Source organism: Ruegeria sp. AK4, from assembly GCF_056541025.1.
Map to the genome: position 1 here is coordinate 1 of NZ_JBQFXS010000050.1, position 5,653 is coordinate 5,653.

4 protein-coding genes and 1 pseudogene are annotated in these 5,653 nt (G+C 59.6%); 3 read left to right on the top strand and 2 right to left on the bottom strand.

Features of this window, described 5'->3' with window-relative positions; all coding sequences use genetic code 11:
* Window positions 1-347 precede the first annotated feature (347 nt).
* A complete protein-coding gene (locus ACR0EZ_RS25595; RefSeq protein WP_480617638.1) occupies window positions 348-1,226 on the top strand; it encodes an amidohydrolase family protein in 879 nt (292 codons plus the stop codon).
* 15 nt (window positions 1,227-1,241) lie between these two features.
* Here the strand turns inward: ACR0EZ_RS25595 and ACR0EZ_RS25600 are convergent, their stop codons facing one another.
* Entirely contained in the window at window positions 1,242-1,925 is a 684-nt protein-coding gene (locus tag ACR0EZ_RS25600; RefSeq protein ID WP_480617639.1) for a DnaA N-terminal domain-containing protein, read from the bottom strand.
* A 469-nt stretch (window positions 1,926-2,394) separates the two neighbouring features.
* On the opposite strand from ACR0EZ_RS25600, the gene ACR0EZ_RS25605 reads away from it, so the two are divergent.
* Window positions 2,395-3,702: an AAA family ATPase gene (locus ACR0EZ_RS25605; RefSeq protein WP_480617640.1), complete on the top strand. Its 1,308-nt coding sequence runs from the start codon at window positions 2,395-2,397 to the stop codon at window positions 3,700-3,702.
* A complete protein-coding gene (locus ACR0EZ_RS25610) occupies window positions 3,699-4,805 on the top strand; it encodes a ParB/RepB/Spo0J family partition protein (protein WP_480617641.1) in 1,107 nt (368 codons plus the stop codon). The genes ACR0EZ_RS25605 and ACR0EZ_RS25610 overlap by 4 nt, the downstream gene beginning before the upstream one ends.
* 725 nt (window positions 4,806-5,530) lie before the next feature.
* Here the strand turns inward: ACR0EZ_RS25610 and ACR0EZ_RS25615 are convergent.
* Window positions 5,531-5,653: pseudogene (locus tag ACR0EZ_RS25615) on the bottom strand (DDE-type integrase/transposase/recombinase); the annotation flags it as partial.

Here is a 5,653-nt window from a genome sequence, read left to right on the forward strand (position 1 = left end):
CATGATCCGCAAAGGTCAAATCACGCCCGGAGTCTGTCCGTTTCGGCAATTTGCAGATCTGGCCGCTTAGCCCGCCGGTACCATGCCATCGTTGTCGCCAATAAAAACTTCGCAACAGATCCTCTGACTTTTCGTGGCCCTTTCAATAGGTGGGCCACAGAAATATAACGCGCATAATTTACCTGTTATGCTCACAAGGTGCGATAAAGCTTGACGTCCACACCACTCATCAGATCACCGATGCGCAGGCAACAAGCTGACCTAGAACCGGATACTCATTGACCTTCTGCATTCTGAACGCAACAGAATGTCAGCAGTCTGACACGCAGCACGGGACTTGAACCGACATGAGCATCGATGCACATCACCATCTCTGGGATCTGAACGCCGTCCATTACCCATGGCTGATGGAGAAAGGCGCGGTCCGGTTTTTCGGGGATCCCTCGCCCATCCAACGCGATTACCTGCTGCCCGAATTTCGTCGGGATGCTCAGGCTACCGGGTTTACCGCATCCGTCCATATTCAGGTCGGTGCCACCGATCCCTGGGCCGAGGCGCAATGGCTGCAAACCGTCGCCGACACTTACCCGGACTGGCCGCTGGTTCAGGTGGCGTTTTGCGACCTGACCGCGGATGACCTCAGCGCACAATTGGACCGGCTGCAGACCCTGCCCTCGCTGCGCGGCGTGCGTCAGATCATCGGGCGCTCTCCGGGTGAAGACGTGGCATCCGGCACCAACGCCCTGCTGACCAACCCGCGCTTTCTTGACGGGCTCAGGCAACTTGGTGACCGGGGCCTCTCCTTTGATCTGCAATTGCTGCCGGACCTGATGGTCCAGACCGCAGTCGTGCTGGAACAGACCCCCGACACCCGGGTTGCCCTGTGCCACGCGGGTTCACCCCATGATCGATCCGCTACAGGGCTGGAAAGCTGGTCCGATGCTCTGCGCAACCTGTCTGCCTTGCCGCAGGTCTATTGCAAACTGTCCGGGCTTGGGATGTTCGATCACAGCTGGTCCGCCGACCGCGTCCGGCCCATTGTCGAGGCCTGCCTGACGCAATTCCGACCGGAACGCTGCATGTTCGGCTCAAACTTCCCGGTCGACAGCCTGTCTTCAACGTATGCGGAGCTGATCTCCCGATACCGTTTTCTGGTTCCGGAAACACATCATAAGGATGTTCTCGGCGAAACCGCCGCGCGGTTCTATCGCGTCACCGCGCCTTAGGCGTCGCAAGATACCCTATTCAGCCGCCTCAAAGCGCAGCATCCGCACCTCGGGGTCGACGCGGCTATAGGCGGCCAGCAAGCGCCCGGTCCATTTCTGCGCGATGTAATCCGCCATGAACCGCGACGGTGCCATCAGGGTGACAACGCCGCCTGCTCGCTCGGCCTCGGTCAGGTGCTGAAACCAGCTGGCCCAAAGCTCGGGGTCGCGCCCGTGCAGGATCGCCTGAACCTGCCCCCAGACCTCGGCATCGGTACCCTCAAGGGCCGGAGGTTTGACTTTGAACGGAACGATGTTGGTCTCGGGTTCAGGTTCATCCTGCATCCGGGCCTGAAAATCCGGGCCGATCACCGGCCAGACGTCGGATGTGTCGATCATCACCTGCTTCAGGTCCAGCTCATAGACCGCGACCCGCCCCCGCGCGGCGGGCCGTTTGACGGCGATCCAACCCATGGTCCGAAACTTCGCCATCTCGCGTTTCACCGTCCGCTCGTTCACGGACCAAAGCCGCGCAATCTCCTCGCGCCCGATCGAAAGCTCGTTCTTTCGCCAGTTGTACCGGGTGGTGATCAAGGCGACCAGCCGCAAGACGCTGCGTTGCCGATGCTTGTCCCCCGACAAGGCATGGACGGCCAGCGCCGACAGGATATCGTATTTCAGAGCCGGTGCATTGCGCCCGACGGGTTTTGCAACCTGCATCCCTTTTCTCACCGTTCTGTCTGCCTCGGGCGGATGGTCTCCGCCAGTTCAGCGCCGTTTGCCAACGCTTTTCATTTTGATGCCCTGATTAGCGTCCAAAGCTTCGATTCTGTCAAGCAAAGAGTGAAAACAGTGAGGTCAGGCGACCTCTTGACCGCAAATCAAATAAAGAAAAACGGTGAATTATGGGTGATGGGGGGCATCCTGAGTGACCCCGTATTGGCGCCTTTTGTCCCCCTATATGCGCCAATTGGCCGTAATGCGACCCCCTAAATCTTGATGGGGAAGCACGGTGCGGCGCCCGGCTGGGCCCCCTTGTCTGACGAATCGGTTCAGACGCCCGAAGCCCTTGTTTTCTTACCCGTGGGTAAGATCACACTATGATCATAATTTCTTTTGCGTAAAGCGCAAATCGGGCGTAAATAGAAAACACATAACGTTTAGCGTCCAAAACTAAGAGACCCGAGGCATGTACACGCACGAAGACCTGAGCACATTGCGCAACCAGTCCCTTAAGCTGCAGGGCTGGATTCGCCAGCAGACCTTCAGTCCCGAGATGGAGAAGACCCTCCGTCGTTTTTCAAGCTGGGAGGTGTCGGAACTGATCTTCCGGGTGAATCAGTCCACCTTTCGCGGCAAGCTGGCCGCTGACCCGTCCCTGCCCGGTGGCGAGGTCGAGCCCGAAGGCCGCCAGCGCTGGTTCAGCCTGGAAGAGGTGAACGAGCTGCGCCGCCGGCTGAAGGTGAACCGCAAATCCCTGATGCCGCCCCGCCCTGCCGGCAAGCGCGCTATTCGCGCGGCGGTGGCCAATTTTAAAGGCGGTGCGGGTAAGTCCACCGTGGCCCTGCATCTGGCCCATGCCGCCGCGCTGGATGGCTACCGCGTGCTGGTGGTGGATTTCGACCCGCAGGCAACGCTCAGCCATTCCATGGGCCTGACCGACGTGGCCGAGGATTTCACCGTTTGGGGCATCATGGCCCGCGACCTGATCCGCGAGACCGAGCGGATGAACAAACGCCCCGCCGCCGCCGAATCCGGCACCGCCCTGCCCCGCCGCGAACTGCCCCACTCGATCACCGGCATGGGTCTGGGCGACCTGCGCATCTCCGATTTCATCAAGCAGACGTCGTGGTCGACCATCGACGCCATTCCGTCCTGCGCCAACGCGGCCTTTGTCGAGTTCGCCTCCGCCCAGTATCGGCACCTGAACCCCGAATGGTCGTTCTTTGCCGCCGTGTCGCGCTATCTGGATCAAATCCCCGACGATGCCTATGACCTGATCCTGTTCGATTGCCCCCCGGCGATTGGGTACCAGTCGATGAACGCAGTGTTTGCGGCGGATATGCTGTATATCCCCTCGGGCCCCGGTTACTGGGAATACGATTCCACCACCTCCTTCATCGGCCAGTTGGCCGAGGCGCTCGAGGATCTGGCCTATGGTTTCGACAAGACCTTACCCACGGGTAGGATCGGCCTTCCGAAAACCTTCTGCGAACTGCGCTTCCTGCTGACGCGATACGAGCCCGGCAACGCGCTGCATCTTGCCATGTTCGACGCGTTCAAAAAGGTGTTCGGCGAACATGTCGCGGAACACCCGGTTGAAATGACCCGTGCGGTGGAACAATCCGGCCGGTTCCTGAGTTCGGTTTACGAGATGGACTACCGCGAGATGACGCGCGAGACCTGGCGCCGCGCGCGATCGACCTTTGACAATGTATATGAAGAATTCCGGGGCGTGATGCATTCGACCTGGGACAAGCTGGAGGATGACGCATGAGCCGTAAACGTAGAATGTTCGACATTGACATGCCGGCCATGGAGGATATCCCTGTTGGCAAGATCCCGGACAAGGTTCTGGATAAACGGCGCGGCCCGATGGCCGCGGCCATTTCCGAAAACGCGGATGCCCTGCGCGACCAGCAATCGACCGAGGATACGATCCGAGCCGAAAACGACCGGCTGGCGCATGAGCTGGTCCGGTTGCGCGCAGAGGGCCTCGTGACGGAACATGTGGCTTTGGCCGACGTGGTGACGGAGAAGCTGACCCGCGACCGCAAGCCCGGCCCCGACCCGGATCTGGACGAGTTGAAAGAGTCGATCCGCGATATCGGATTGTCGAACCCGATCCGGCTTGAACGTCGCCCGGACGGCCGGTACGATCTGATCCAGGGCATGCGCCGCCTGTCCGCCTATCGCGCGTTGCATGCGGAAACCGGCGATGATCTCTACGCCAAAATTCCTTCGGGGATTTCCGAGGCCGCCGAATTGCACGACAGCTACCGGCGCATGGTGGATGAGAACCTGATTCGCAAGGATATCTCATTTGCCGAAATGGGCGCGCTGGCGCGGGCCTTTGCCGAAAACCCGTCGAACGACTGCGCCGATGTCGACAAAGCGGTGGCGATCCTGTTCAAATCCGCGAGCTACACGAAGCGCAGCTACATCCGGTCCTTTGCCAGTCTTCTGATGATGCTGGACAAGGTGCTGCAACACCCAAACGACATTCCGCGCAATGTGGGGGTTGAGTTGAAGCGGAAACTCGATGCCAACCCGGGGCTGATCCATCATGTCAGCACCGCGCTGATCAGCGAACCGGATCGTGACGGACCGCGCGAGGTGGAGATTCTGCGAAGCTTTGTCACGTCCGAACCCGCGGTTGTGAAGAAGCCGGCCGCGGCGGGTACGGGTAAGACACGCCGGGCCAAGACGACGTTCCAGGTCTCGGGGAGGGCAGGGGTCGCGAAATGCTCGGCCTCCAGCGGGCGGATCGAGCTGAGGTATGATTTGGACTTCACGCGTGTGGATCGTGGAAAACTGGAGAAGGCTATCGCTTCCCTGATCGACGAGTTGCAGGAAGAGGACGATCTTACCCACGGGTAAGGGTTGTCCCACTACTGGTTAGATTGGGTGAAACGCCGGGTGATCTACCCGGCGTATTGCTTTCTAGGTTTAGGCCAAGAGATCTGCGGGCAGAGCTTCTGCGATGTCGACGTAGCATTTCTGCGCCCATGCGAGGGAGTGGTGCAAGGCGGCTTTGATCAGGAACCTGCCCGGGTCAGGATTCTGTAGCGCGGCCCGTAGGGGGGGGCGACGTTCGGCGGCCTTCTGTGATCAGAAGTACACCACAGAAATCGATCAGGGCCTGCACGGCCTGATGCGTGAAGCCGGCCAAGTTCAGGGCAATCAGAGTAACCGTCCGGCCTTGCGCCACGCGCGGATTGCCGGTCGATTGTGGTTTCCCATCGGGCCTGCATCAGTAGTTTGGTAGCCGTGGTCTTTTGGGGTGGCTGACCCGAGACCGCCTCGGCAAGACCGGGTTGTTTGGATTAACCGTCTGCAAGGTTCCTTTCCGCCATGCGCGGCAAGGCCGACGAGGCAGGGAAGACACTTATCACATGTAATTGTGACTCGTACGTCAGAGTGGGTAATAGGCAAAAGATTTAAATTTTGCGCGTTAAGCAGGCAGGGGAGAGGATCTGTTGCGAAGTTTTTACTGGCGACAGCGATGGCATGGTACCGGCGGGCTAAGCGGCCAGCTCTGCAAATTGCCGAAACGGACAGACTCCGGGCGTGATTTGACCTTTGCGGATCATGTGTGCCACTTAGATTCCGTCGAAGGTTGCCGCCGCTGAAGCGAACGCCTTGAACCCCAGCATTGGCCGGATGCGTCTCTTGATGAAACGATGGTCCTGTTCCACGATGTTGTTCAGGTATTTCCGCCTCACCAT

What these genes read in the sequence shown, in the direction of transcription:
- ACR0EZ_RS25605 (WP_480617640.1), top strand. Translation starts at nt 2,395, where the DNA reads ATGTACACGCACGAAGACCTGAGCACATTGCGCAACCAGTCCCTTAAG.
- ACR0EZ_RS25600 (WP_480617639.1), bottom strand. Translation starts at nt 1,925, where the DNA reads ATGCAGGTTGCAAAACCCGTCGGGCGCAATGCACCGGCTCTGAAATAC.
- ACR0EZ_RS25610 (WP_480617641.1), top strand. Translation starts at nt 3,699, where the DNA reads ATGAGCCGTAAACGTAGAATGTTCGACATTGACATGCCGGCCATGGAG.
- ACR0EZ_RS25595 (WP_480617638.1), top strand. Translation starts at nt 348, where the DNA reads ATGAGCATCGATGCACATCACCATCTCTGGGATCTGAACGCCGTCCAT.